Annotated in this window: 21 protein-coding genes; 13 read left to right on the forward strand and 8 right to left on the reverse strand. The window is 60.9% G+C overall.

Features of this window, described 5'->3' with window-relative positions; genetic code table 11:
- The first annotated feature begins 49 nt into the window (after positions 1-49).
- The 8 genes from pvcA to kefC all read left to right on the forward strand — a co-directional run bounded on the left by pvcA (position 50) and on the right by kefC (position 11,781).
- Entirely contained in the window at positions 50-1,018 is a 969-nt protein-coding gene (pvcA, locus tag ACP3TA_RS08930; RefSeq protein WP_004932937.1) for an L-tyrosine isonitrile synthase, read from the forward strand.
- A 95-nt stretch (positions 1,019-1,113) separates the two neighbouring features.
- Positions 1,114-1,977, forward strand: coding sequence for a TauD/TfdA dioxygenase family protein (locus ACP3TA_RS08935; protein WP_089194275.1), 864 nt, complete (start codon positions 1,114-1,116; stop codon positions 1,975-1,977).
- A 25-nt stretch (positions 1,978-2,002) separates the two neighbouring features.
- The gene (locus tag ACP3TA_RS08940) at positions 2,003-3,262 is read left to right on the forward strand and encodes a glycosyltransferase (RefSeq protein ID WP_163966367.1); all 1,260 of its coding nucleotides are present in this window, start codon (positions 2,003-2,005) and stop codon (positions 3,260-3,262) included.
- A gap of 263 nt (positions 3,263-3,525) precedes the next feature.
- Positions 3,526-4,347, forward strand: coding sequence for a 4-hydroxy-tetrahydrodipicolinate reductase (dapB, locus tag ACP3TA_RS08945; RefSeq protein ID WP_033641824.1), 822 nt, complete (start codon positions 3,526-3,528; stop codon positions 4,345-4,347).
- 470 nt (positions 4,348-4,817) lie between these two features.
- On the forward strand, positions 4,818-5,966 hold the full coding sequence (gene carA, locus ACP3TA_RS08950; RefSeq protein WP_426784585.1) for a glutamine-hydrolyzing carbamoyl-phosphate synthase small subunit: 1,149 nt from the start codon (positions 4,818-4,820) through the stop codon (positions 5,964-5,966).
- Between the two features lie 16 nt (positions 5,967-5,982).
- Entirely contained in the window at positions 5,983-9,207 is a 3,225-nt protein-coding gene (gene carB, locus ACP3TA_RS08955; protein WP_025301533.1) for a carbamoyl-phosphate synthase large subunit, read from the forward strand.
- A 170-nt stretch (positions 9,208-9,377) separates the two neighbouring features.
- On the forward strand, positions 9,378-9,935 hold the full coding sequence (gene kefF / locus ACP3TA_RS08960; RefSeq protein WP_033641826.1) for a glutathione-regulated potassium-efflux system oxidoreductase KefF: 558 nt from the start codon (positions 9,378-9,380) through the stop codon (positions 9,933-9,935).
- On the forward strand, positions 9,928-11,781 hold the full coding sequence (kefC, locus tag ACP3TA_RS08965; RefSeq protein ID WP_206196068.1) for a glutathione-regulated potassium-efflux system protein KefC: 1,854 nt from the start codon (positions 9,928-9,930) through the stop codon (positions 11,779-11,781). Before kefF ends, kefC begins: the two co-directional genes overlap by 8 nt.
- 35 nt (positions 11,782-11,816) lie before the next feature.
- On the opposite strand, the gene ACP3TA_RS08970 is transcribed toward kefC, so the two are convergent.
- Positions 11,817-12,431 carry a LysE family translocator gene (locus ACP3TA_RS08970; protein WP_015376619.1) on the reverse strand — a complete coding sequence of 205 codons (615 nt, stop codon included), beginning with the start codon at positions 12,429-12,431 and terminating at the stop codon, positions 11,817-11,819.
- A gap of 128 nt (positions 12,432-12,559) precedes the next feature.
- On the opposite strand from ACP3TA_RS08970, the gene ACP3TA_RS08975 reads away from it, so the two are divergent.
- The 4 genes from ACP3TA_RS08975 (at position 12,560) to ACP3TA_RS08990 (ending at position 16,517) form a co-directional block, all read left to right on the forward strand.
- A complete protein-coding gene (locus ACP3TA_RS08975; RefSeq protein ID WP_033641829.1) occupies positions 12,560-13,360 on the forward strand; it encodes a threonine/serine ThrE exporter family protein in 801 nt (266 codons plus the stop codon).
- The gene (locus tag ACP3TA_RS08980; RefSeq protein ID WP_033651687.1) at positions 13,357-13,821 is read left to right on the forward strand and encodes a threonine/serine exporter; all 465 of its coding nucleotides are present in this window, start codon (positions 13,357-13,359) and stop codon (positions 13,819-13,821) included. The genes ACP3TA_RS08975 and ACP3TA_RS08980 overlap by 4 nt, the downstream gene beginning before the upstream one ends.
- Before the next feature lie 143 nt (positions 13,822-13,964).
- Entirely contained in the window at positions 13,965-14,447 is a 483-nt protein-coding gene (gene folA / locus ACP3TA_RS08985; protein WP_033637073.1) for a type 3 dihydrofolate reductase, read from the forward strand.
- A gap of 180 nt (positions 14,448-14,627) precedes the next feature.
- Positions 14,628-16,517, forward strand: a complete 1,890-nt coding sequence (locus ACP3TA_RS08990; protein ID WP_206196069.1) for a PhoX family protein — start codon at positions 14,628-14,630, stop codon at positions 16,515-16,517.
- A gap of 46 nt (positions 16,518-16,563) precedes the next feature.
- Here the strand turns inward: ACP3TA_RS08990 and apaH are convergent, their stop codons facing one another.
- The 6 genes from apaH to lptD all read right to left on the reverse strand — a co-directional run bounded on the left by apaH (position 16,564) and on the right by lptD (position 23,325).
- Positions 16,564-17,415, reverse strand: a complete 852-nt coding sequence (gene apaH, locus ACP3TA_RS08995) for a bis(5'-nucleosyl)-tetraphosphatase (symmetrical) ApaH (RefSeq protein WP_060659959.1) — start codon at positions 17,413-17,415, stop codon at positions 16,564-16,566.
- A 2-nt stretch (positions 17,416-17,417) separates the two neighbouring features.
- A complete protein-coding gene (gene apaG / locus ACP3TA_RS09000) occupies positions 17,418-17,795 on the reverse strand; it encodes a Co2+/Mg2+ efflux protein ApaG (RefSeq protein ID WP_015376624.1) in 378 nt (125 codons plus the stop codon).
- Between the two features lie 12 nt (positions 17,796-17,807).
- Entirely contained in the window at positions 17,808-18,626 is an 819-nt protein-coding gene (rsmA, locus tag ACP3TA_RS09005; protein WP_033641833.1) for a 16S rRNA (adenine(1518)-N(6)/adenine(1519)-N(6))-dimethyltransferase RsmA, read from the reverse strand.
- Positions 18,619-19,620 (reverse strand): 4-hydroxythreonine-4-phosphate dehydrogenase PdxA, encoded by a 1,002-nt coding sequence (pdxA, locus tag ACP3TA_RS09010; RefSeq protein ID WP_405050740.1) that lies wholly within the window; start codon positions 19,618-19,620, stop codon positions 18,619-18,621. Before pdxA ends, rsmA begins: the two co-directional genes overlap by 8 nt.
- Positions 19,598-20,899 carry a peptidylprolyl isomerase SurA gene (gene surA / locus ACP3TA_RS09015; RefSeq protein ID WP_033641834.1) on the reverse strand — a complete coding sequence of 434 codons (1,302 nt, stop codon included), beginning with the start codon at positions 20,897-20,899 and terminating at the stop codon, positions 19,598-19,600. The genes pdxA and surA overlap by 23 nt, the downstream gene beginning before the upstream one ends.
- Positions 20,900-20,964: 65 nt before the next feature.
- Positions 20,965-23,325 carry an LPS assembly protein LptD gene (gene lptD / locus ACP3TA_RS09020; RefSeq protein ID WP_021505352.1) on the reverse strand — a complete coding sequence of 787 codons (2,361 nt, stop codon included), beginning with the start codon at positions 23,323-23,325 and terminating at the stop codon, positions 20,965-20,967.
- 228 nt (positions 23,326-23,553) lie between these two features.
- Between lptD and djlA the strand changes: the two genes are divergently transcribed.
- A complete protein-coding gene (gene djlA / locus ACP3TA_RS09025; protein ID WP_025301546.1) occupies positions 23,554-24,375 on the forward strand; it encodes a co-chaperone DjlA in 822 nt (273 codons plus the stop codon).
- Positions 24,376-24,518: 143 nt separating this feature from the next.
- Here djlA and rluA read toward each other — a convergent pair whose 3' ends face one another.
- Positions 24,519-25,169 (reverse strand): bifunctional tRNA pseudouridine(32) synthase/23S rRNA pseudouridine(746) synthase RluA, encoded by a 651-nt coding sequence (rluA, locus tag ACP3TA_RS09030; protein WP_033641835.1) that lies wholly within the window; start codon positions 25,167-25,169, stop codon positions 24,519-24,521.
- Positions 25,170-25,209: the final 40 nt, after the last annotated feature.

Genomic DNA, 25,209 nt, shown 5'->3' on the forward strand with positions numbered 1-25,209 from the left:
TTGCGCTTGCCAATAATACACCCGCGCCACATCGCAACAGGAGCTCATTGTGGATAGCGCACAGAAAAAAGAAGAGATAGCATTAAAAATCCTACGTGAATTATTGCAATATCGACGTCGCCTCATCGCCGACGATGCTTCTCTGGCTGAAGAAGAGCGGCAGGTCACTCAGGTGCAATTGCCGCGCATTCGGGCATTCATTGAAAACGACCAGCGCATCGAATTCGTGCTGCCGGCTTTTCCGACCAAGTCACCCAACGCCAATAAGGTTATAGGCGCGGTGCCGGACATGGCGGAGCGGCTGTCGCTGATCTTCCTCAACTCGCTGTGCCAGCGCATTCAACTCTATTACCCGCCGGGCGCGCATATCGTTATCTGTTCCGACGGCCACGTGTTCGGCGATCTGATCCGCGTCAGCGACGAAGCGATCAACCATTATCAACGTGAGATTGAAAGCCTGCTGCATGAAGTGGGCGCAACCCACCTGAGCGTGTTCAACCTCGGCGATGTCAAAGGCCTGGCGGAGCATACCGATGACTACGATCTGCTGCGTCGGCTGTTGGTGGACGGTTATGCCGAATCGGAAGAGGCGATCAAGCGCCAGCTGATGCAGGACGAGCAGGGATTAATGCTGTATCGCGCCATCACGCGCTTCTTGTATGAAGACAGCCTCCTGCCGGGCTACAGCGGTTCCAACGCCGCGCTGCAAAAAGACGCCAAACGGCGCGCCTGCGGCGTTATCCAGCGCAGCTGGGCCTGGGGCAACCTGCTGGCCCAGCATTTCCCGGCGGCGATCCGCCTGTCGATTCACCCGCAGCCGGCCGACAGCCTGAAGATAGGCATCCACATGATGCCTACCAAAGACGACTGGCTGACGCCGTGGCATGGCGTGGCGGCCAACGTGAACGGCCAGTTCGTGCTGATGAAGCGTAAAGACGCGCAGAGCCTGGACGGCGAGTTGGTTGAGATCCGCGGCACGCCGAGCCATTACCTGATCGAACAACCGCAGATGGCCTGAGGCCGCTGCATGCTTTTGCGCCCGAAATCCTGACGGGCGCCTTTTTGACGGCACGTTGCCGTGTGAGCAGCACATTCGATGCAAGGAGAATCACCATGAACAACCAACCGCTTAATTGCCACATTCAACCGAACACCCCGTTCGGCGCGATCCTGACGCCGGAGCATCCGGGGCAAAAGGTCAGCGAGCTGCCGGTGGCGGCGCTGCGAGCGCTGGCGCAGGAGCACCACTTGCTGGTGCTGCGCGGATTCGACTCCGGTTTCAGCGAGCCGGAAGTCCTGACTCGCTATGCCGAACAGTGGGGCGAGATCATGATGTGGCCGTTCGGTGCGGTGCTGGACGTGAAGGAACATCCGGACGCCAAGGATCATATCTTCGACAGCAGCTACGTCCCGCTGCATTGGGATGGCATGTATAAGCCGACCATCCCCGAGTTCCAGTTATTCCACTGCGTGGCGGCGCCGTCGCCGGACGAAGGCGGATGTACCACCTTCGTCGACACCACGCGCTTGCTGGCCAATGCGGACGAAGCGTTGCTGGAGCAGTGGCTGTCGGTGTCTATCACCTACCGCATCAAGCAGGTGGTGCATTACGGCGGCGAAGTCTGTTCGCCGCTGGTGGTGCAGCACCCGAACGGCAGAGGATTGATCATGCGCTACAATGAACCGCCGACGGAGGGAAAAAAATTCCTCAACCAGCACGCGCTGGAATATCACGGCGTGCCGGCGCAGCAGCAGGAACAGTTCCACCGTACTCTGCAGCAGCACCTGTACGATCCGCGTCACTATTATGCCCACCAGTGGCAACAGGGTGACGTGGTGGTCGCGGACAACTTCTCGCTGCTGCACGGTCGCGAGGGCTTTACCGCCCGTTCCGCGCGTCATTTGCAGCGCGTGCATATTCAAAGCAATCCGGTGTGCGCCAATCTGGCGCTGAAGCCGGCCAACGCAGAAGCTTAAAAGGAGCATTATGGCAAGGATACTGATGGCGGCGGTCGCCACTCCGGGGCACGTCTACCCGATGTTAGCCATCGCTCGCCACCTGATCGCCCAAGGGCATCAGGTGCGGGTGATGACCGGCGCGCTGTTCCGCGAACGCGCCGAAGCGGCTGGGGCGAACTTCGTGCCGTTCGACGCGCAGGTGGACTTCGACTATCGCCACCTGGAGGCGCATTTCCCCGAGCGCGCCGCGCTGCCGCCGGGCAATGCGCAGATGGCGCTGGCGCTGAAAGATTTCTTCGCCGCGCCGATCCCACTGTTGGATCGTCAGCTGCGTGCGGCCATCGCCGCCGAAAAGACCGATCTGCTGATGGTGGAGAACTGCTTCTACGGCGTGCTGCCGCTGCTGCAGTCCGCCGAACGGCCGCCGGTCTTCGGGATCGGCGTCACGCCGCTGTCGTATTCTTCGCGCGACGCCATTTTCTATGGCCCGCGCATCCCGCCGGCGCTGCTGCCGCGGGCGCTGACCCGCGAGCAATTGGTGGATGAAGCGACGCGGGTGTTGCTTGATGAGGTGCAGCAAAGCTTTGATGCCGCGCTGGTGCAAGCGGGCGGGCGGCCGCTGAATCGCCCGTTTACCGATGCGTTGATCGGCGGCTGCGAGCGTTTCCTGCAGTTGGCCACCACGGCGCTGGAATATGAGCGCGACGACCTGCCGAGCGGCGTGCGCTTCGTCGGGCCGCTGCGCAGCGGTGGTCAACCGGCCGCGGAAGAGGCGCTGTGGGAGGAGGACGATCGTCGGCCGCTGGTGATCGTGTCTCAGGGCACGCTGGCCAATGTCGATCTGCATCAGCTGATCGTGCCGACGCTGCAGGCGCTGGCGCATCTGCCGGTGCGGGTGTTGGCCACCACCGGCGGGCGGGCGACCGAAGGGCTGATGGACGCGTTGCCGGACAACGCCCGAGTGCGGGCGTTTATCTCCTTCGAACACTGGTTGCCGCAGGCGGCGCTCTTGATCACCAACGGCGGTTACGGCTCGATCAACTATGCGCTGGACAGCGGCGTGCCGCTGATTGTCGCCGGCACCGGTGAGGACAAGCTGGAGGCGGCCGCGCGCGTGGTGGCCGCCGGTTGCGGCATCAGCCTGCATACCAGCACGCCAAGCGCGGAACAAATACTGGCGGCAGCGACGCGCATTCTGCAACAGCCGATCTATCGCCGGCGCGCGGCGCTGGTGCAGGAGGACTATGCTCGCCACGATGCGCTGACGGCGATAGCCAACGAAGTGGCCGCCATTACCGCTTGACCCCGCCGCACTCCGTTCCTCAGGCGCCGTTTTCGGCGCCTTTTTTCTGCATTTTCTTGCAATGAAAACTGCATGATTATGTACAATCGTCGCAGGCCGCCAAATCGGTTGAATGTTAATCTCACGACAGCGCCGCTGATGAAAGAAGCGCAATATCATAATTTTCTAATTATGAAATGAATCCTCTGGCGGCGCTGCAGCGGGGCAGTTACCCTGAATCGATAGGTTAATGGGATACGCGTTACATCAAGAAGAGAGCAAGCATGAAAGATTCACAAATCCGCATTGCGATTGCGGGCGCCGGCGGCCGGATGGGCCGTCAATTGATCCAGGCGGTGCAGCAGGCGGAAGGCGTGGTGTTGGGGGCGGCGCTGTCACGACCGGGATCGAGCCTGGTCGGCGTTGATGCCGGCGAGCTGGCGGGCATCGGCGCGCTGGGCGTCAAGGTGAGTGACAGTCTGGATAAAGTGGCGAGCGAGTTCGATATTTTGATCGACTTCACCCGCCCTGAAAGCACCCTGGGCTACCTGGAATTTTGCGTGGCGCACCACAAGGCGATGGTGATCGGCACCACCGGCTTCGATGACGCCGGCAAACAGGCGATCCGCGCTGCGGCGCAGCACATCGGCATCGTGTTCGCCGCCAACTTCAGCGTCGGCGTCAACCTGGTGCTGAAACTGCTGGAGAAGGCCGCGCAGGTGATGGGCGACTACACCGACATCGAAATCGTTGAGGCGCACCACCGCCACAAAGTGGATGCGCCGTCGGGCACGGCGTTGGCCATGGGCGAAGCGATCGCCGGCGCGCTGGGGCGCGATCTGAAAAACTGTGCGGTCTATGCGCGCGAAGGCCATACCGGCGAACGCGATCCGAAAAGCATCGGCTTTGCCACCATTCGCGCCGGCGACATCGTCGGCGAGCACACCGCGATGTTCGCCGACATCGGTGAACGGGTGGAAATCACCCACAAGGCCTCCAGCCGCATGACTTTCGCCAGCGGCGCGGTGCGCGCGGCTTCCTGGCTTCGGAGTCGGGATAAAGGTCTGTTTGATATGCGAGATGTATTGAATTTGGACCAGTTATAATTGATTTGCATACCATCGTGATGTGGTTGTATTGGTCATAATGCTATGATAATCGGGCAATAATTTTATTGTCCTTTTTTTTAACATGATAAATATCATGTTGGATTTGTTTTATTGTCAAAGATGTTATTTATCTATATTTACTTTGCTAATCATCTCCTTTTTTTCCACTCTCGGCTTTTTTAGCGTCTTTTTTGTTCCATTCCGGCGCCGTTTTCCGTCATTCTTCCCCGCAACCGTTTTCCAGCCCCGGTTTTCTGTGTTTTTATCGGCGCTCAAGCCGCATGCGCGCCGAGAACTGCAAAAATAAAACAAAAAACGGCAGTTTGGGTAGACAAGCCAGGCACTCATCATTAAAATGCGCCCAATTTGCCAAAAATTGGCCTCGCGGACGGTTTTTGCATTGATTTAGATCGCGATATCTGAATTAATATGCAAATATTGTGATTGATTATTCCTCGGAGGATGTTTTGATAAAGTCAGCGCTATTGGTTCTGGAAGACGGAACCCAATTCCACGGTCGGGCCATCGGGGCAGAGGGAACGGCAGTGGGGGAAGTGGTCTTCAATACGTCGATGACCGGTTATCAAGAAATCCTCACTGATCCTTCCTATTCCCGCCAGATCGTTACTCTTACTTATCCTCATATCGGCAATGTCGGCACCAATGCTTCCGACGAAGAATCCTCCGCAGTACACGCCCAAGGCCTCGTCATTCGTGACCTCCCGCTGATCGCCAGCAACTACCGCAGTGAAGAAAGCCTGTCCGACTACCTCAAGCGTCACAACATCGTGGCGATCGCCGATATCGATACCCGTAAGTTGACTCGCCTGCTGCGCGAGAAGGGCGCCCAGAACGGCTGCATCGTCGCCGCCGATTCGCCGGATGCCGCGCTGGCTCTGGCCAAGGCGCAAGGTTTCCCGGGGTTGAAGGGCATGGATTTGGCGAAAGAGGTCACCACTCAAGAGGCCTACAGCTGGCAGCAAGGCAGCTGGACGCTTGAAGGCGACCTGCCGGAAGCCAAAACCGCCGCGGAACTGCCGTTCCACGTGGTGGCTTACGACTACGGCGCCAAGCGCAACATCCTGCGCATGCTGGTGGATCGCGGTTGCCGCCTGACCGTGGTGCCGGCGCAGACCCCGTCCGACGAGGTGCTGAAAATGAATCCGGACGGCATCTTCCTGTCCAACGGCCCGGGCGACCCGGAGCCGTGCGACTACGCCATCGCCGCCATCAAGCAGTTCCTGGAAACCGACATTCCGGTGTTCGGCATCTGTCTGGGTCACCAGCTGCTGGCGCTGGCCAGCGGGGCGAAAACCATGAAGATGAAGCTCGGCCACCACGGCGGCAACCACCCGGTGAAGGATCTGGACAACAACACGGTGATGATCACCGCGCAGAACCACGGCTTCGCCGTCGATGAAAACGACCTGCCGGCGAATCTGCGCGTGACGCACAAATCGCTGTTCGACCACACGGTGCAGGGCATTCACCGCACCGACAAGGCGGCGTTCAGCTTCCAGGGGCACCCGGAAGCCAGCCCAGGCCCGCACGACGCCGCGCCGCTGTTCGATCACTTTATCGAACTGATTGAGACTTACCGTTCTAACGCCAAATAATCAGGAGCAGTAAAAAATGCCAAAACGTACAGACATAAAAAGCATCCTGATCCTCGGCGCTGGCCCGATTGTTATCGGCCAGGCGTGTGAGTTCGACTACTCGGGCGCCCAGGCGTGTAAAGCGCTGCGCGAAGAGGGTTACCGCGTCATTCTGGTCAACTCCAACCCGGCGACCATCATGACCGACCCGGAAATGGCCGATGCGACCTACATTGAGCCGATCCACTGGGAAGTGGTGCGCAAGATCATCGAAAAAGAGCGTCCGGATGCGGTTCTGCCGACCATGGGCGGCCAGACGGCGCTGAACTGCGCGCTGGAGCTGGAGCGTCAGGGCGTGCTGGCCGAGTTCGGCGTCACCATGATCGGCGCAACTGCCGATGCCATCGACAAGGCCGAAGACCGCCGCCGTTTCGACGTGGCGATGAAGAAAATCGGTTTGGATACCGCGCGTTCCGGCATCGCGCACACCATGGAAGAAGCGCTGGCGGTAGCCGCTGACGTCGGCTTCCCGTGCATCATCCGTCCTTCCTTTACCATGGGCGGCACCGGCGGCGGCATCGCCTACAACCGCGAAGAGTTCGAAGAGATCTGCGAACGCGGTCTGGACCTGTCGCCGACCAACGAGCTGCTGATCGACGAATCGCTGATCGGTTGGAAAGAGTACGAGATGGAAGTGGTGCGTGATAAGAACGACAACTGCATCATCGTTTGCTCCATCGAAAACTTCGACGCCATGGGCATCCACACCGGCGACTCGATCACCGTTGCGCCGGCTCAGACCCTGACCGACAAGGAATACCAAATCATGCGCAACGCCTCGATGGCGGTGCTGCGTGAGATCGGCGTTGAAACCGGCGGCTCCAACGTGCAGTTCTCGGTTAACCCGAAAACCGGCCGCCTGATCGTCATCGAGATGAACCCGCGCGTGTCGCGCTCTTCGGCGCTGGCGTCGAAAGCCACCGGCTTCCCGATCGCCAAGATCGCCGCCAAACTGGCGGTGGGCTATACCCTCGATGAGCTGATGAACGACATCACCGGCGGCCGCACCCCGGCGTCGTTCGAGCCGTCCATCGACTACGTCGTGACCAAGATCCCGCGCTTCAACTTCGAGAAGTTCGCCGGCGCCAACGATCGCCTGACTACCCAGATGAAGTCGGTCGGCGAAGTGATGGCCATCGGCCGCACTCAGCAAGAGTCGCTGCAGAAAGCGCTGCGCGGTCTGGAAGTGGGCGCCACCGGTTTCGATCCGAAAGTGAGCCTGGACGATCCGGAAGCGCTGACCAAAATCCGCCGCGAGCTGAAAGACGCCGGTTCCGACCGCATCTGGTACATCGCCGACGCCTTCCGCGCCGGTCTGTCGGTCGACGGCGTCTTCAACCTGACCAACGTCGATCGCTGGTTCCTGGTGCAGATTGAAGAGCTGGTGCGCCTGGAAGAGCAGGTGGCAGAAGCGGGCATCAACGGCCTGGACAAAGACTTCCTGCGCACGTTGAAGCGCAAGGGCTTCGCCGATGCGCGTCTGGCCAAGCTGGCCGGCGTCGCCGAGAGCGAAATTCGCAAGCTGCGCCACAGCCACGGCCTGCATCCGGTGTACAAGCGCGTGGATACCTGCGCGGCGGAATTCGCTACCGACACCGCCTACATGTACTCCACCTATGAAGAAGAGTGCGAGTCCAACCCGACCAACGACCGGCCGAAAGTGATGGTGCTGGGCGGCGGGCCGAACCGTATCGGCCAGGGCATCGAGTTCGACTACTGCTGCGTGCACGCTTCGCTGGCGCTGCGTGAAGACGGTTACGAGACCATCATGGTCAACTGCAACCCGGAAACCGTCTCCACCGACTACGACACCTCGGACCGCCTGTACTTTGAGCCGGTGACCCTGGAAGACGTGCTGGAAATCGTGCGCATCGAGAAACCGAAAGGCGTTATCGTGCAGTACGGCGGCCAGACCCCGCTGAAGCTGGCGCGCGAGCTGGAAGCCGCAGGCGTGCCGATCATCGGCACCAGCCCGGACGCCATCGACCGTGCCGAAGACCGCGAACGCTTCCAGCAGGCGGTCAACCGCCTGGGCTTGAAGCAGCCGGCCAACGCCACCGTCACCGCCATCGAGCAGGCGGTCGAGAAGGCGGCGGGCATCGGTTATCCGCTGGTGGTGCGTCCTTCCTACGTGCTGGGCGGCCGGGCGATGGAAATCGTCTATGACGAAACCGACCTGCGCCGCTACTTCCAGACCGCGGTCAGCGTGTCTAACGATGCGCCGGTGTTGCTGGATCGCTTCCTGGACGATGCGGTGGAAGTGGATGTCGATGCTATCTGCGACGGCGAGCGCGTGCTGATTGGCGGCATTATGGAGCACATCGAGCAGGCGGGCGTGCACTCCGGCGACTCCGCGTGTTCGCTGCCGGCGTACACCCTGAGCCAGGAAATTCAGGACGTGATGCGTCGCCAGGTGGAAAAACTGGCGTTCGAGCTGCAGGTGCGCGGCCTGATGAACGTGCAGTTCGCGGTGAAGGACAACGAAGTTTACCTGATTGAAGTCAACCCGCGCGCCGCGCGTACCGTGCCGTTCGTGTCCAAAGCGACCGGCGTGCCGCTGGCCAAAGTGGCCGCGCGCGTGATGGCGGGCAAAACGCTGGTTGAACAGGGCGTGACCGAAGAGATCATCCCGCCGTACTACTCGGTGAAAGAAGTGGTGCTGCCGTTCAACAAATTCCCGGGCGTCGACCCGATTTTGGGGCCGGAAATGCGCTCTACCGGGGAAGTGATGGGCGTGGGCCGCACCTTCGCGGAAGCTTTCTCCAAAGCGATGCTGGGCAGCAACTCGGGCATGAAGAAACAGGGCCGCGCGCTGCTGTCGGTGCGCGAAGGCGACAAGGCTCGCGTGGTCGATTTGGCCGCCAGCCTGCTGAAGCAGGGCTTTGAGCTGGACGCGACCCACGGCACCGCGGTGGTGCTGGGCGAAGCGGGCATCAACCCGCGCCTGGTCAACAAGGTGCACGAAGGGCGTCCGCACATTCAGGACCGTATCAAGAACGGCGAGTACACCTACATCGTCAACACCACGGCAGGCCGTCAGGCGATTGAGGACTCCAAGCTGATTCGCCGCAGCGCCCTGCAGTACAAGGTGCACTACGACACCACGCTGAACGGCGGCTTCGCCACCGCGATGGCGCTGAAAGCGGATCCGACCGAGCAGGTTACATCGGTGCAGGAAATGCACGCGCGTATTGGTAAGTAACCGCGCGAGAACGCTACGCCAGGGCGCTGCAGATGCAGCGCCCTTTTTTATTCAGTGAATTTGTAGGCTGGCGTTAAAAATTTCCGCTATCAATCAGTGGGCAAACTGTCACTCTGTGTGATTGGTATATGCTTGGTGTATTGGCAAGGAACGAAGGAACGACGATAACAATGATTCTGATAATTTATGCTCACCCGTATCCCCGGCATTCGCATGCCAATCACCGCCTGCTGCAGGCGGTGAGGGATCTTCCCGAGGTGGAGGTGCGCTCGCTGTATGAGCTGTACCCCGATTTCAATATCGATATCAACGCCGAGCAACAGGCGCTGGAGCGCGCCGACATGGTGGTGCTGCAGCATCCGATGCAGTGGTACAGCTTCCCGCCGCTGTTGAAGCTGTGGATCGACAAAGTGCTGGAGCACGGCTGGGCCTATGGCCACGACGGCAACGCGCTGGTGGGCAAAGACTGCCTGTGGGCGGTGACCAGCGGCGGTGACGAGCACCATTTCGAACTGGGCGATTTTCCCAACTTCGCCGCGCTGGCGCAGCCGCTGCAGGCCACGGCGATTTATTGCGGCATGAACTGGCAGCCGTACTTCGCCCTGCACAACACCTTTACCTGCAACGAACCGGCGCTGATCGCCGCCGGCGAAGCCTACCGGCAGCGGTTGGTCGACTATCTGATGGAACATGCCGAAGCGGAAACCCGGGAGGCCAGCCATGGATAACCACCACATGATGATCGAGGGGCTGATCTATCTCGGTTCCGCCGCGCTGTTCGTGCCGATTGCGGTGCGCCTGGGGCTGGGTTCGGTGCTCGGTTACCTGATCGCCGGCTGCATTATCGGCCCCTGGGGGCTGAAGCTGGTGTCGGATGCCGAGTCTATCCTGACCTTCGCCGAGATCGGCGTGGTGCTGATGCTGTTTATCATCGGCCTGGAGCTGGATCCCAAACGGCTGTGGACGCTGCGCGCCTCGGTGTTCGGCGGCGGCAGCATTCAGATGGTGGGCTGCGGCCTGGCGCTGAGCGCCTTCTGCTACTTCCTCGGCCTCAACTGGAAGGTGGCGCTGCTGATCGGTTTGACGCTGGCGCTCTCATCGACCGCCATCGCCATGCAGGCGATGAGCGAACGCAATTTGACGCCGTCGCCGATCGGCCGCAGCGCGTTTGCGGTGTTGCTGTTCCAGGATATCGCGGCGATCCCGCTGGTGGCGATGATCCCGCTGCTGGCCAGCAGCGGCGCCACCACGACGCTGGGCGCTTTCGTACTGTCGGCGGCCAAAGTGGTGGGCGCGTTGACGATGGTGGTGCTGCTTGGCCGCTACGTCACCCGCCCGCTGCTGCACTTCGTCGCCCGTTCGGGCATGCGCGAGGTGTTCAGCGCCGTGGCGCTGTTCCTGGTGTTCGGCTTTGGCATCCTGCTGGAGATGGCCGGGTTGTCGATGGCGATGGGGGCGTTCCTCGCCGGGGTGCTGTTGGCGAGCTCGGAATACCGCCACGCGCTGGAGAGCGATATTCAGCCGTTCAAAGGGTTGCTGCTGGGGCTGTTTTTCATCGGCGTCGGCATGTCGATCGACTTCGGCACGCTGTTCCATCATCCGTTGCTGATCGCCTCGTTGCTGCTGGGCTTTATGCTGATCAAAGCGGCGCTGCTGTGGCTGATTGGGCCGCTGCTTGGGGTGCCGAAACGCCAGCGCGGCCTGTTCGCCATTTTGCTGGGCCAGGGCAGTGAGTTCGCTTTCGTTATCTTCAGCGCCGCGCAGCTGGCCGGCGTATTGCCGGTCGAGTGGGCCAAGTCGCTGACGCTGGCGGTGGCGCTGTCGATGGCGGCCACGCCGCTGCTGTTGGTGATCGCCGCGCAGCTGGAGAAAAATGCGCCGAAAGAGGAGCGCCCGGCTGACGTCATTGACGACGAAAATGCCAGCGTGATCATCGCCGGTTTCGGCCGTTTCGGCCAGATCGCCGGCCGCTTGCTGTTGGCCAACGGCGTACACACCGTGGTACTGGATCACGATCCGGACCATATCGAGACGCTGCGTAAATTTGACACCAAGGTGTTCTACGGCGACGCCACGCGCGCCGATTTGCTGGAGGCCGCCGGCGCCGCCCACGCCAAGGTGCTGATCAACGCCATCGACGACGTGGAAGACAGCCTGGCGTTAACCGAGCTGGCCAGGCAGCACTTCCCGCATCTGAAGGTGGTGGCGCGGGCGCGCGACGTCGATCACTGGTATCAGCTGCGGCAGATGGGGGTGGAAAAACCGGAGCGCGAAACCTTTGAAAGCTCGCTGCGCATCGGCCGTGAAACGCTGGAGCTGCTGGGGCTGGACGCCTATGAGGCACGCGAGAAGGCAGACACGTTCCGCCGCTATAACCTGAAAATGCTGGAAGACACGCTGGAGAATTATCAGGACACCGAGTTCCGCATCGCCAGCCTGCAGCGGGCCAAGGAGATGCTCAGCGCGGCCATCGAGCAGGATCAGAATCGGCTGGCGCGGGTGCAGCAGACCGGCTGGCGCGGCAGTATCGACGGCAAGGCGCCGGAGGATGAAGTGGTGGAAGCCAAAGGATAAGGGGAGGGGCGCCAGATCGGCGCCCCTTTTTTTGCTTAGCTCAGTGCGACCTTGATGCCCAAGGCGATCAGCATACCGCCCAGCAGCTTGTCGACGATCTTCTGGGTCTTTTCCAACCCGCGGCGCACCGGACCGCTTTGGATCAGGAACACCAGTAGCGGCCACCAGATGACCGACAGGCCGAGAATAATCCCCGCGTACCACAGCTTGTCGCCCAGGCCGGAATCGATCTGCAGCACCTGGGTGAATACCGCCAGGAAGAACAGGGTGGCTTTCGGGTTCAGCAGGTTGCACAGGTAGCCTTGCGCAAAGGCGCTCTTCAGGCTGACCTGTTGCTGCGGCAGATTGCTGACGTTCATCTTGCCGCCGCCGCGCGACAGCAGCGCCTGGATGCCGATCCACACCAGATAGACCGCCCCGGCGTATTTCAGCAGGTTAAACAGCCACGGCGTGGTGGTGATCACCACCGCCAGTCCGGCGACGCAGTAGGACATGTGGGTGGCGACGCCGCAGATCACGCCGAAGGCGGTCATCATGGCGGCCAGACGCGGGTAGCGGGCGGCGTTTTTGATCACCAGGAAAAAATCCGGGCCGGGGGAAAGCATGCCGAGGGCGGCAATGCCGGCGACGAACAGTGAAGTTTCAAGCATGGGAGGCGTCTCGCGCAAAAGGCAGCATGTTGGCGATAATAACGCCGCTTCCTCTGATGCGCATCAACCCAATGAGGTATTGTTAGGCTCTATGATAATAATTCATCTATCGCCAGCGACGGAGCACCATGCAGCAGACTACCGCCACAGACAGGCCGGAACCGCACCGGCAACAGCGTGAAATCACCCGCTTGTGCATTCAATGCGCGCTGCTGCTGTTGCAGCACGGCGCCGAGAGCACGGTGGTGGAGCAGTTGTCCACCCGCCTGGGGTTGGCGCTGGGGATGGACAGCGTGGAAAGTTCAATCTCCGCCAATGCGGTGGTGTTGACCACCCTCAGCCACGGCGCCTGCCTGACCACGACCCGCAAGAATGTCGATCGCGGCATCAATATGCAGGTGGTGACGGAAGTGCAGCATATCGTGATCCTCGCCGAGCATCATCTGGCGGATACGCACGACGTGGCGCGGCGCTTCGAAAAGATCCGGCCGCTGCGCTATCCGCGCTGGCTGGTGGTGCTGATGGTGGGGTTGTCCTGCGGGTGTTTCAGCATGCTCAACGGCGGCGGCGGTGACGCCTTCCTGGTGACTTTTATCGCCAGCGGCGCGGCGATGCTGGTGCGCCAGATCCTCACCGCCCGCCATATGAATCCGCTGATCAATTTTTGCCTGACGGCGTTTGTCGCTACGTCGATATCCGGGCTGCTGCTGCGCCTGCCGGTGTTTAAAGAGACTTCGAGCGTGGCGATGGCCGCCAGCGTGCTGCTGCTGGTGCCGGGCTTCCCGCTGATCAACGCGGTGGCCGACATGTTCAAGGGGCACGTCAACACCGGGCTGGCGCGCTGGGCGATGGCCAGCCTGTTGACGCTGGCGACCTGTATCGGCGTGGTGATGGCGATGTCGCTGTGGGATCTGCGGGGGTGGTCATGAGTCTGCTGTGGGCATTGTTGCAGGAGATGCTGTTGGCGGCGGTGCCGGCGCTGGGCTTCGCCATGGTGTTCAACGTGCCGCTGCGCGCGCTGCGCTATTGCGCGTTGCTCGGGGCAATCGGGCGCGGCTCGCGCATGCTGATGATGCACGTGGGCATGAACATCGAGTGGGCGTCGCTGCTGGCGGCGATCCTGATCGGCATCATCGGTATCTATTGGTCGCGCTGGCTGTTGGCGCATCCGAAGGTGTTCACCGTGGCGGCGGTGATCCCGATGTTCCCCGGCATTTCCGCCTATACCGCGATGATAACTGTGGTGGAGATCTCGCATCTGGGCTACAGCGAGGCTTTGATGGAGACCATGATCACCAACTTCCTCAAGGCCAGTTTCATCGTCGGCGCGTTGTCGATCGGCCTGTCGTTACCGGGTCTGTGGTTGTACCGCAAACGCCCCGGCGTGTGAAATTCCCCGGCAAAAGAACGTTGGTTATTAGATATGCTGATAAGAGCTATCTTATATATTCATCTTGCTTGATTAGCCTATCGACGGCACTCAGGCCTTTACGTATAGTGTCACCAATTTTGCTGCCTACACAGGGTTAAACAATGATTATCAGCCTGATCGCTGCCTTGGCGGCGGATCGCGTTATTGGCATGGAAAACGCCATGCCGTGGCACCTGCCGGCGGACCTTGCGTGGTTTAAACGCAACACGTTGAATAAGCCGGTTATTATGGGCCGCAAGACCTTCGAGTCCATCGGCCGCCCGCTGCCGGGCCGTCACAATATCGTTTTGAGCAGCCGCCCGGGCAATGCCGCCGGGGTGACCTGGGTGACCTCGCTGGATGAGGCGCTGGCCGCCGCGGGTGAGGTGGAAGAAGTAATGGTGATCGGCGGTGGGCGCATCTATACCCAGTTGCTGCCGCGCGCCGATCGCCTGTACCTGACACACATCGACGCCGAAGTCGGCGGCGATACTCACTTCCCGGATTACGAGCCGGACGAGTGGGAAACCACGTTCAGCGAATTCCACGACGCCGACGATCTGAACTCGCACAGCTACTGCTTCGAAATCCTGCAGCGCCGCTGATCTCAGCGCGTTAGCCAGTCATCCCCGGGGGCGCAAGCAATTGCGCCCCCGGTCTTTTTGCGCCGGTCATTCGTAACCTTTCCGTCACATTACCTGATTAGTATGAAGCCCAACTCCGAGCGCCACGGCAACTCTGGTGAATCTTGACCGCGGCGCCATAACTAAAAAGGTAACCACGTTATGACCAAGCAAATTGAGCAATTAGACGCCGACCGCCTGATCGATCCCACTCGCCGCAAGCTGCTGCTCGGCAGCGCCGGCGCCGTCGGCCTGGCCGGTTTTCTCGGCGGCGGCATCTGGTCGGTCTCCGCCGAGGCGTTGGCCGAGGATCTGCCGCCGAACACGCTGCTGGGCTTCCGGGGCATCGCCGCGTCTACCGCCGACGAGGTGACCATCGCGCCGGGCTACCGCGCTGAGGTACTGATCTCCTGGGGCGAGCCGCTGGTGGACGGCGCGCCGGCCTTCGATCCGCAGGGCAACAACAGCGCCGCCGATCAGGAAAAACAGTTTGGCGACAACAACGATGGCATGAGCTTTTTCCCTATCGATGACAATCACGGCGTGATGGCCATCAATAACGAATACGTTAACGAGCAGTACCTGTTCGCCCACGGCGGCGCCAAGGCCACCAGCCTGGAAGAGGTGCGCAAATCGCAGGCGGCGCACGGCGTCTCCATTGTCGCGGTCAAGCGGCTCGGCGACGGCCTGCGCTGGGAGGTGGAGCGCCCGTCGCGCTATAACCGCCGCATCACCGCCAACAGCGAGATGCAATTCAGCGGCCCGGCCGCCGGACATCCGCTGTTGCAGACCGCCGCCGATCCGAGCGGCCGCAAGGTGCTGGGCACCTTCGGCAACTGCGCCAACGGCAAGACGCCGTGGGGCACCTACCTGACCTGCGAGGAAAACTTCGACACCTATTTCGGCACCCGTCAGGCCGATTATCGAACCACGCCGGAACAGAAGCGCTACACGCTGAAGGTCAGCGAACCGGAACGCAACTGGCCGGACTATGACGAGCGTTTTGATGTGGCGAAGAATCCCAACGAATTCAACCGTCACGGCTGGATTGTCGAGATCGATCCGTTGAATCCGACCTCGACGCCCATCAAGCACACCGCGCTCGGCCGTTTCAAACATGAAAACGCGGCGGTGACCGTGGCCAAAGACGGCCGTCTGGTGGTGTATATGGGCGACGACGAGCGCGGCGAACATATCTATAAGTACGTCTCCAAAGGCGTGGTCGACGCCGCCAATCCGGCCAACAATCGCACGCTGCTGGACGAGGGGACGCTATACGTGGCGCAGTTCGACGGCGATGAAGCCGGCACGCCGCTGAAGGGCAAAGGGCGCTGGATTGCGCTTGAGTTCGGCAAGAACGGCCTGACGCCGGAGAACGGTTTCCGCGATGAGGCCGAAGTGCTGATCTTCGCCCGCAAGGCGGCGCAGCAGGTCGGCGCCACCAAAATGGATCGCCCGGAGTGGATCGCGGTAAACCCGCATGACGGGCGCGCGTACTGCACGTTAACCAACAACAGCAAGCGCGGCGAGGAAGGGATGCCGTTGAACGCCGCCAACCCGCGACCGAACAATATCTACGGCCAAATCATTCGCTGGGACGAGGGCGGCGACGCCACCGCCGACGCCTTCGCCTGGGACATCTATGCGCTGTGCGGCAACCCGATTGCCCACCCCGAAGGCGTCAACCGCGGCACGCCGAACATCACGGCGGAAAACACCTTCAACAGCCCGGACGGGCTGGGTTTCGATCGCGCCGGCCGTCTGTGGATCCTCACCGACGGCAAGTACAGCAACAAGGGCGATTACGTCGGGCAGGGAAACAACCAGATGCTGGTGGGCGATCCGGTCAGCGGCGAGATCCGCCGTTTCATGGTGGGGCCGAAGTCCTGCGAACTGACCGGCATCACCTTCACCCCGGACTACAAGACGATGTTCGTCAACGTACAGCATCCCGGAGAAGAAGGCGATTCGCACTTCCCGAACAACAGCCCGCGCCCGCGTTCATCGGTGTTGATGATCACGCGTGAAGATGGCGGAGTGATTGGGGCGTAAGGCGGCAATACAGAACAAAGGCGGCCACCGGGCCGCCTTTATCGTTTCAGGATGCGGCTAATCTGCCGGCGTGGTCAGGCGCTTCGCCGCGATTGGCGGGCTGCGTGAAGTAACGGCGGTCTTCCCAGCGCAGCATCGTCAGATCGCCGCCCCAGCAGCAGCCGGTATCCAGCCCGATCACGCCCTCCGGCGTGCCCTTGCCTTCCAGCGAGGCCCAGTGGCCGAAGATGATGGTGTATTCCGGGTTCACCAGGCGCGGCAGCTCGAACCACGGTTTCAACGGCGCCGGCGCGCTGCCCGGCGCATCTTTGCAGATCATGTCGAGCTGGCCGTTGGGGAAGCAGTAGCGCATGCGCGTCAGCGCATTGGTGCTGAAACGCAGGCGCGCCAGGCCGCTCAGCTCCGGCGCCCAGTTGTTCGGCATGTCGCCGTACATGGCGTCGAGGAACAGCGGATAGCTGTCGCTGCTCAATACCGCCTCCACTTCGCGAGCGCACATTTTTGCGGTGTCGATGTCCCACTGCGGGGTGATGCCGGCGTGGGCCATCACCAGCTTTTGCTCATCATCCACCTGCAGCACCGGTTGGCGGCGCAGCCAGTTGATCAGCTCGTCGGCGTCCGGCGCTTCCAGCAGCGGCGTGATGCGATCTTTGGGTTTGTTGCGGCTGATGCCGGCGTAAACCGCCAGCAGGTGCAGATCGTGGTTGCCCAGCACCATGCGCACCGCCGGGCCGAGCGAGCGCACATAGCGCAGCACGTCCAGCGAGGCGGGGCCGCGCGCCACCAGATCGCCGGTCAGCCACAGTTGATCGCGCTCGGGATCGAACGCAACCTGAGCCAGCAGCGACTTCAGTTCATCGAAACAGCCGTGAACGTCGCCGATAAGGTATGTCGACATAATTAATGGATCAGCGTTGGAATGGCTAAGCGGAACACGGGAATAGCGGTGCGGAACGGCTGACCCTGATGGTCAACCATTTCGTAATGGCCTTCCATGGTGCCCAGCGGCGTTTCCAGAATGGCGCCGCTGGTGTACTGAAACTCTCCACCGGGCGGAATGACGGGCTGTTCGCCGATCACGCCTTCGCCCTGGACTTCGGTTTGGCGGCCGTTGCTGTTGGTGATCAGCCAGTAACGGCCCAGCAGTTGCACGTTGGTCCGCCCCAGATTGCGGATGGTAATGGTATAGGCGAAGACGTAACGCTCTTCTTCAGGGATCGACTGTGATTCCACATAGATGCTCTGAACCTGAATACACACGCGGGGCGAATCAATCATGACAACAACTCCTTATTGCTGCGGCGCCGGATTGGCTGACAGCCAGTTCGCCAGCTTGCAGTACTGCGCCACAGAAATATTCTCTGCTCTGAGCGAAGGATCGACGCCCAGCTCCGTCAGCTGCTCCGGCGTGAACAGATCGCCCAGGCTATTGCGGATGGTTTTCCGCCGCTGGTTGAACGCCTGCGTGGTGATGCGGCTCAGCATGCGCACGTCGCCCACCGGGTTCGGCAGCTCGGTGTGCGGGACCAGGCGCACCACGGCGGAATCGACCTTCGGCGGCGGCGCGAACGCGGTCGGCGGCACTTCCAGCACCGGGATGACGTTGCAGTAGTACTGCGCCATCACGGTTAAACGCCCGTAGGCCTTGCTGTTAGGGCCGGCCACCAGACGGTTGACCACCTCTTTCTGCAACATAAAGTGCATGTCGCGGATTGCCTGAGTATAGCTGAAAAGGTGGAACATCAGCGGCGTCGAAATATTGTACGGCAGGTTACCAAATACGCGCAGCGGTTGGCCAGCCTCCTCGGCCAGTTCGGCGAAATTCACCGTCATGGCGTCCTGCTGGCGGATGGTCAGCTTGTCTTTCAGCTGCGGGTGATTCTCCAGCCGAGTGGCCAGATCGCGGTCCAGTTCGATCACCGTCATGCGGTCCATGCGTGCGCCGACCGGTTCGGTCAAGGCGCCGAGGCCGGGGCCGATCTCGACCACCGCTTCGCCCGGCTGCGGGTGAATGGCGGAGACAATGCTATCGATGACAAACTGATCGGTTAAAAAGTTTTGTCCAAAGCGTTTGCGGGCAAAGTGCCCTTGGTGGACTCTGTTATTCATTACAATTAATTATCATTTTAATGGCGAGATTCAGGGCCGTTTGGAAACTGCCGACATCGGCGGTGCCGGTGCCGGCCAGTTCCAGAGCGGTACCGTGGTCGACCGAGGTGCGTATGAAAGGCAAACCGAGGGTGATATTCACCGCGCGGCCGAACCCTTGGTATTTTAGCACCGGCAGCCCCTGATCGTGATACATCGCCAGCACCGCATCGGCATCTTGCAGATATTTGGGCTGGAACAGGGTGTCCGCCGGCAGCGGGCCGACAAGATGGATACCGTCAGCGCGCAGCGCGTCGAGCGCCGGGATGATGGTGTCTATCTCTTCGCGCCCCATATGGCCGCCTTCCCCGGCGTGGGGATTCAGACCGCAGACGTAAATGTGCGGCTGGGCGATGCCAAATTTGGTTTTCAGATCGTGGTCGAGGATGCGAATGACTTCGAACAGGCTCTGCTGCGTGATGGCGCCCGGTACCGCCAGCAGCGGCAGGTGGGTGGTCGCCAGCGCCACGCGCAGCTCTTCGGTCGCGAGCATCATCACCACGCGATCGCAGCGGCTGCGATCGGCAAAGAATTCGGTATGGCCGATAAACGGCACGCCGGCGTCGTTGATCACGCCCTTGTTCACCGGGCCGGTGATCAGCGCAGCGAATTCGCCGTTCAGGCAACCGTCGCAGGCGCGTGCCAGGGTTTCCACCACGTAGGCGCTGTTGCCGACGTTCAGTTCACCGGCGGTAACCGGCTGAGCGAGCGGCACCGGCAGCACGGTCAGCGTGCCGGCGCGTTGCGCCTCGGCCGGCTGCTGCGGCTGGTAGTCGCGCAGCGTCAGCGGCAGGCCCAAACATTGGGCGCGTTCAAGCAACAGGGCCGGATCGGCGCACACCACCAGCTCAACAGGCCAATCCTGTTGCGCCAGGGCGGCTACCAAATCCGGCCCCACCCCGGCGGGTTCGCCGGGGGTAATGACGACGCGTTTATTGCTGCGCATCGCTGCCATCGAGGATCTTCACGTAAGCCTGGGCGCGCTGTTCCTGCATCCAGGTCTGCGCCTCTTCGGCGAACTTACGGTTGAACAGCATGCGGTAAGCGCGATCTTTCTGCGCGGCGTCGGTCTTATCCACCTGACGGGTATCCAGCAGCTGAATCAGGTGCCAACCGAAGGAAGAGTGCACCGGCGCGCTGATCTCACCTTTGCTCAGCTTCAGCAACGCATCGCGGAAGGCGGGATCGTAGATGTCCGGGGAAGCCCAGCCCAGATCGCCGCCCTGCATGGCGGAACCCGGATCCTGCGACAGCTGTTTGGCTTCGTCGGCGAATTTGGCGCGGCCGCTCTTGATCGCTTCCGCGACGGATTGCAGTTTGGCGCGCGCCTGGTCGTCGGTCAGCACCACCGAAGGTTTCAGCAGGATGTGACGGGCGTGCACTTCGGTGACCGACACCGACTGGCTGGCGCCGCGGATGTCGTTGACTTTCAGGATGTGGAAGCCGACGCCGGAACGGATTGGGCCGACGACGTCACCTTTCTTGGCGCTGACCAGGCGTTCAGCGAACAGGGTCGGGATCTCTTGCAGCTTGCCCCAGCCCATGTTGCCGCCTTTCAGCGCCTGAGAGTCGGCGGAGTAAGTGATCGCCAGCTTGCCGAAGTCGGCGCCGCTGTTGATCTCGCCCACCAGGCGTTTGGCCAGCTCTTCGGCTTTGTCGACCTGCTGCTGCGACGGGTTCTCCGGCAGCGGGATCAGGATGTGGCTGATGTTCATTTCGGTGTCGCTGCCGTTCTGCGCGCCCACCTGTTTGGCCAGCGCGTCCACTTCCTGCGGCAGGATGGTGACGCGGCGGCGCACTTCGTTGTTGCGCACTTCGGAGATCAGCATCTCTTTGCGGATCTGCGCGCGGTAGGTGTTGTAGTTCAGCCCTTCGTACGACAGGCGGCTGCGCAGCTGATCGACGCTCATGCGGTTCTGCGCGGCGATGTTGGCGATCGCTTTGTCCAGATCGGCGTCGGAGACGGTGATGCCCATTTTCTTGGCCATCTGCAGCTGGATGTTATCCATGATCAGGCGTTCGATGATCTGATGGCGCAGCGTCTTGTCGTCCGGCAGTTGCTGACCGGCCTGCTGGGCGTTGAGCTTCACCGACTGCAACAGTCCGTTGACGTCGCTTTCGAGTACCACGCCGTTATCCACGACGGCGGCGACTTTATCCACTTCTTGGGGTGCTGCGAACGCGGCATTGGCGCAAACCACCAATCCGAGAATAAGCGTTCTCCAGTTCTTCATACATTTCCCATTATGTAATCCGCAAATGCGGGTGAAAGTTCTCGTTTTCAAAGTGTTGCAAAGCGTCAGAATGCGCGCTGATACGGCAGAATGCCGGAGCGCAGCATTTCTGCGGAGCCGAGACTATGATCGCTGCTCAGGCCGCGCAGTTCGACGTTGAACGAAACTCTGTTGTCGTAAACGCTGGTATTGTTGCTGTTGTTCCAGTCGGTGATCTTGCGCTCATAGCCCAGCGTCACCGCCCAGCAGCAGGTGTTGTACTTCAGCCCCACCAGCTGATCGGCGGATTGTTTGGCGCGGGTGTCGTAGTAGTACGCCCCGACCACCGCCCAACGATCGGCGATCGGCCAGCTGCCGGTGATGCCCACCTGCGAGATGCCGTCCTGGAAGGCCGGAACCGTTTTGGTGTTCAACGCCGTCTGGATATATTCCGGCGTGGCGTAACGGTAGTTCAGCTGCACTACGCGCTCGGCATCCTGGCGGTATTCCACCACGCCGTTGCCCAGCGAGACGCTGTTCAGGCGGGTGTCGTACTGCAGGCCGCCGCGCAGGCCCCAACGATCGTCGATTTTCCAATAGGTATCGCCGGCCCAGGCCACGCTGCCGGTATCGTCGTTGTTGTCGTACCCGGTTACCCGATCGCCGGTGCGCGAACGGCTGAAGTAGTAGATTTGACCCACGGAAGCGTTAAAACGTTCAACCAGCGCGTCATCATAAATGCGGGTGGTCAAACCGGTAGACACGCGGTTCTGCGAAGCGATGCGATCCAGGCCGCTGTAGGTGCGATCGCGGAACAGGCCGGAGTAGTCGGTCTGCAGCAGCGTGGTGTCGTAGGTGTAGATGTTGCTCTGGTCGCGGTACGGCACGTACAGGTACTGCACGCGCGGCTCCAGCGTCTGGGTGGCGCCTTCGGCCCAGATCATCGGCCGCTCGAACACCAGCTTGCCGTCGACTTTGAACTGCGGCAGTACGCGGTTGACCGAATCATCGAGCTCCGGCGCGGCAGCGTTTTTGCGGCTCTGGTAGTTGGCGGCGAAACCGTCAGGAATATCCTGCTGGTAATGGGTCGCCATCACCTTGGCTTCGGTGTTCAGGCTGGCCCAGCCGTTGGTGAGCGGCAGACTCAGCGTCGGTTCCATATGCAGACGGGTGGCGTCCGGGCTGTATGGGTTGACGCTGGTGAACTTGGCCGCCTGGCCGTAAATATGGAAGTCGAACGGACCGAGGTCGTTCTTGTAGTAGTTCAGATCCAGCTGCGGCTGGACTTTATACGAGTCCGACTGTGAGCGATCGGTATCGTCGTAAATCTGGAACTGCTTGGAGCTCAGCGTGGCGTTCCAGTTTTCGTTGGCGTAGCCGAGGCTAAATTTCTGCGTGGCGTAGCCGTCGGTGGTGGAGCCGTATTTGGAGTCCAGATCGGTGAAGTACTTGGAATCGCTGACCTTGGTGTAATCGACGTTGAAGCGCCACACCTGATCCATAACGCCGTTGTGGTTCCAGTAGAACAGCCAGCGTTTGTTGTCGTCATGATCTTTGCCGTATTCCTTATCGTCCGGCAACCAGTCGAACTCCATCAGGCCGAGGCCCGGCTGCACCAGATAACGGAACTCGGTCTGCCACTGCAGGCCGCGCTTGGACATATAGTGCGGGGTAATGGTGGCGTCGTAGTTCGGCGCGATGTTCCAGTAATACGGCAACATGAACTCGAAGCCGTTGTTGCTGCCGTACTTGGCGTTCGGGATCAGGAAGCCGGAACGGCGCTTGTCGCCGACCGGCAGCTGCAGGTACGGGCTGTAGAACACCGGCACGCCACCGATGCGGAAGCGGGCGTTCCATATTTCCGCCACCTGCTCTTCGCGATCGTGGATCACTTCGGAACCGACCACGCTCCAGCTGTCGTCGCCCGGCAGACAGGAGGTAAAGGTGCCGTTTTCCAGGATGGTGTAACGGTTGGCGCCGCGCATTTTCATCTTGTCGGCGTCGCCACGCCCCTGACGGCCTACCATCTGGTAGTCGCCTTCATAGACGTCGGTATCTTTGGTATTCAGGTTAGACCAGGCCTTCGGGCCTTTCAGTTTGATCTGATTGTCGCTGTAGTGCACGTCGCCGGTGGCGGTGACGGTACGCACCGGTTCCGTCTGGCCGGGGTTTTGCGTCTGATTCAGCTCAACTTCTTTGGCGGTCAGGGTGCTGTTGCCCTGCTCGATATGCACGTTGCCGCTGAACAGGGCGCTTTTCGGGTAGTCGGCGCGCGAGTCATCGGCATTGATGGTCACCGGCTGGCTGTTCGGATCGCCGCTGACCAAAGGCTTGTCGTAAACAGGAACGCCAAGCATGCATTGCTCGGCCAGATCAGCCAGCGCATGCTGACTGTAGAGTGCCGTCCAAATCATCGTGGCCAGCAGTGTTGGGAAACTTTTTTTCATACGCGGTTTTGGTGTTCCGTCATCAGAGGCGTCGTGTCCGGCAAACGGTCAGAGACTATATTACTCATCTGCGTTGCGCTAGTGCTAAATCCAGCCGTTTACTTGCGTCGTCGTTAGGCGCAAAGATAAATGACAGGTATGATAATCCAAATTCTAGGAAAAATCGCCTGCGCCCTTTCCTGAAACGGAGGAGAGCGGGCGGCTTTCGGCATGATAATTGAGGAGTATATGCAGTATTGGGGAAAACTGCTCGGCGTCATCGTCGCCATCTGGTCTGGCGCGGGATTCTGGGGTGTAGTTCTGGGGCTGATTATCGGTCATATGATCGATACGGCGCGCAGCAACAAGCGCAGCCGGGGGTTTTTCACCGACCAGCAAACGCGGCAAACGCTGTTTTTCCGCACCACTTTTCAGGTTATGGGCCACCTGACCAAATCCAAAGGACGCGTCACCGAGGCGGATATCCAGATCGCCAGCCTGTTCATGGATCGCCTGCAGCTGCACGGCGAAGCCCGCACTGCGGCGCAGCAGGCGTTCCGCGAGGGCAAACAGAGCCAGTTCCCGCTGCGTGAGACGCTGCAGCAGTTCCGCAGCATCTGTTTCGGCCGCTTCGATCTGATTCGGATGTTTCTGGAAATTCAGATTCAGGCGGCGTTCGCCGACGGCTCGCTGCACCCGAACGAACGTCAGGTGCTGTATGTCATCGCCGAAGAGCTGGGCATTTCGCGCGCGCAGTTCGATCAGTTCCTCAGCATGATGGAGGGCGGGCGTCAGTTCGGCGGCGGTCAGCAGGGCGGGTATTCGCAGGGCGGCTATCAGCAGGCTCAGCGCGGCCCGACGCTCGACGATGCGTGCAAGGTGCTCGGCGTGCGCAGCAGCGACGATGCCGCCACCATCAAACGCGCCTACCGCAAGCTGATGAGCGAACATCATCCGGATAAGCTGGTGGCGAAAGGCTTACCGCCGGAGATGATGGAAATGGCCAAGCAGAAAGCGCAGGAGATCCAGGCGGCGTACGACCTGATCAAACGCGAGAAAGGTTTTAAATAACGATACCCGTCATACTTCGAGCTGCAGGTGTGTTGGCTGCCCGCGCTTACCCCGGTCACGTACTTTTTGTACGCTCCCGGGGCTGCGCTTAGTTGCCGCCTTCCTGCAACTCGAATTATTTAGGGTATCTCAGGGTGATGAGCTCAGAAATCCGGCTCGGCGCGAAAGTGCATCGGCGTCTGGAAGGCGGGGTGGGTGATGCGCAGCTCTTGCGCATGCAGCTGCAGCCGCGGCGCCATCGCTTTGGCTTCCGGCGGGGCGTAGAAACCGTCGCCGAGGATCGGGTGTCCCAGCGCCAGCATGTGCACCCGCAGCTGGTGCGAGCGGCCGGTGATCGGCGTCAGCTTCACGCGGGTGCTGCCGTCGGCATCGCGCGACAGCACCAGATATTCCGTCTGCGCCGCTTTGCCGGTGTCAAAACACACCTTTTGCAGCGGCCGGTTCGGCCAGTCGCAGATCAGCGGCAAATCCACCAACCCTTCGTCATGCGCCATATGCCCCCAAACGCGGGCGATATAGGATTTCTTCGGTTCGCGTTCGCGGAACTGACGCTTCAGCTCACGCTCGGCGGCCTTGTTGAGCGCCACCACGATCACCCCGCTGGTGGCCATATCCAGCCGGTGCACCGATTCGGCGGCCGGATGATCGGCCTGAATGCGGGTCATCAGGCTGTCTTTGTTTTCCGGCGCGCGGCCGGGCACCGACAGCAAGCCGCTGGGCTTGTTGACCACCATGATGTGTTCATCCTGATACAGGATGTGCAGCGGGTCCTGCGGGGGATTGTAGGGTTCCATCTTGGCTCCGCGAAAAGGGCCGAACGGGGAGGCAACCACC

Origin of the sequence: Serratia sp. 2C06 (assembly GCF_050037615.1) — a bacterium.
GTDB lineage: Bacteria > Pseudomonadota > Gammaproteobacteria > Enterobacterales > Enterobacteriaceae > Serratia > Serratia ureilytica.

Bases quoted from the DNA above. Each gene is read 5' to 3' on its own strand.
- ACP3TA_RS08935 (WP_089194275.1), top strand. From the start codon at position 1,114: ATGAACAACCAACCGCTTAATTGCCACATTCAACCGAACACCCCGTTC.
- ACP3TA_RS08940 (WP_163966367.1), top strand. From the start codon at position 2,003: ATGGCGGCGGTCGCCACTCCGGGGCACGTCTACCCGATGTTAGCCATC.
- dapB (WP_033641824.1), top strand. From the start codon at position 3,526: ATGAAAGATTCACAAATCCGCATTGCGATTGCGGGCGCCGGCGGCCGG.
- carB (WP_025301533.1), top strand. From the start codon at position 5,983: ATGCCAAAACGTACAGACATAAAAAGCATCCTGATCCTCGGCGCTGGC.
- kefF (WP_033641826.1), top strand. From the start codon at position 9,378: ATGATTCTGATAATTTATGCTCACCCGTATCCCCGGCATTCGCATGCC.
- kefC (WP_206196068.1), top strand. From the start codon at position 9,928: ATGGATAACCACCACATGATGATCGAGGGGCTGATCTATCTCGGTTCC.
- ACP3TA_RS08970 (WP_015376619.1), bottom strand. From the start codon at position 12,431: ATGCTTGAAACTTCACTGTTCGTCGCCGGCATTGCCGCCCTCGGCATG.
- ACP3TA_RS08975 (WP_033641829.1), top strand. From the start codon at position 12,560: ATGCAGCAGACTACCGCCACAGACAGGCCGGAACCGCACCGGCAACAG.
- ACP3TA_RS08980 (WP_033651687.1), top strand. From the start codon at position 13,357: ATGAGTCTGCTGTGGGCATTGTTGCAGGAGATGCTGTTGGCGGCGGTG.
- folA (WP_033637073.1), top strand. From the start codon at position 13,965: ATGATTATCAGCCTGATCGCTGCCTTGGCGGCGGATCGCGTTATTGGC.
- ACP3TA_RS08990 (WP_206196069.1), top strand. From the start codon at position 14,628: ATGACCAAGCAAATTGAGCAATTAGACGCCGACCGCCTGATCGATCCC.
- apaH (WP_060659959.1), bottom strand. From the start codon at position 17,415: ATGTCGACATACCTTATCGGCGACGTTCACGGCTGTTTCGATGAACTG.
- apaG (WP_015376624.1), bottom strand. From the start codon at position 17,795: ATGATTGATTCGCCCCGCGTGTGTATTCAGGTTCAGAGCATCTATGTG.
- rsmA (WP_033641833.1), bottom strand. From the start codon at position 18,626: ATGAATAACAGAGTCCACCAAGGGCACTTTGCCCGCAAACGCTTTGGA.
- pdxA (WP_405050740.1), bottom strand. From the start codon at position 19,620: ATGGCAGCGATGCGCAGCAATAAACGCGTCGTCATTACCCCCGGCGAA.
- surA (WP_033641834.1), bottom strand. From the start codon at position 20,899: ATGAAGAACTGGAGAACGCTTATTCTCGGATTGGTGGTTTGCGCCAAT.
- lptD (WP_021505352.1), bottom strand. From the start codon at position 23,325: ATGAAAAAAAGTTTCCCAACACTGCTGGCCACGATGATTTGGACGGCA.
- djlA (WP_025301546.1), top strand. From the start codon at position 23,554: ATGCAGTATTGGGGAAAACTGCTCGGCGTCATCGTCGCCATCTGGTCT.
- rluA (WP_033641835.1), bottom strand. From the start codon at position 25,169: ATGGAACCCTACAATCCCCCGCAGGACCCGCTGCACATCCTGTATCAG.